This window comes from Nocardia amamiensis (genome assembly GCF_015477605.1).
GTDB lineage: Bacteria > Actinomycetota > Actinomycetes > Mycobacteriales > Mycobacteriaceae > Nocardia > Nocardia amamiensis_A.
Genome location: NZ_JADLQX010000381.1, coordinates 1 through 250 on the forward strand (window position 1 = coordinate 1; position 250 = coordinate 250).

The 250-nt window shown below is 66.0% G+C and carries 1 pseudogene; it reads right to left on the minus strand.

Annotation, left to right across the window (positions count from 1 at the left end):
- Positions 1-250 (minus strand): annotated as a pseudogene (locus IU459_RS38210) (IS4 family transposase); the annotation flags it as partial.

Consider the following 250-nt stretch of genomic DNA (forward strand, 5'->3'; position numbering starts at 1 on the left):
CTTCCGGCGAGCGGGACCGCAGCACTTGCGCCGGTCCGCGCTGATGGGTTTTCAACTCATCCAGCGCGATCTCGATCTCCCAGCGTTCGTGATACAACGCGGCCAGATCGGTCGCCGGGGCGGCTAGGGGATCCAGGATCGTGGTGATCAACCGGTAGGGCGCCTCCCCGGCGGGGAAACCGGGTCCTTGCAGGGTGTACTCGATAACCCGCACGACCGTGGGATCGGCGCGTTTGCGATGGTCCTTCGC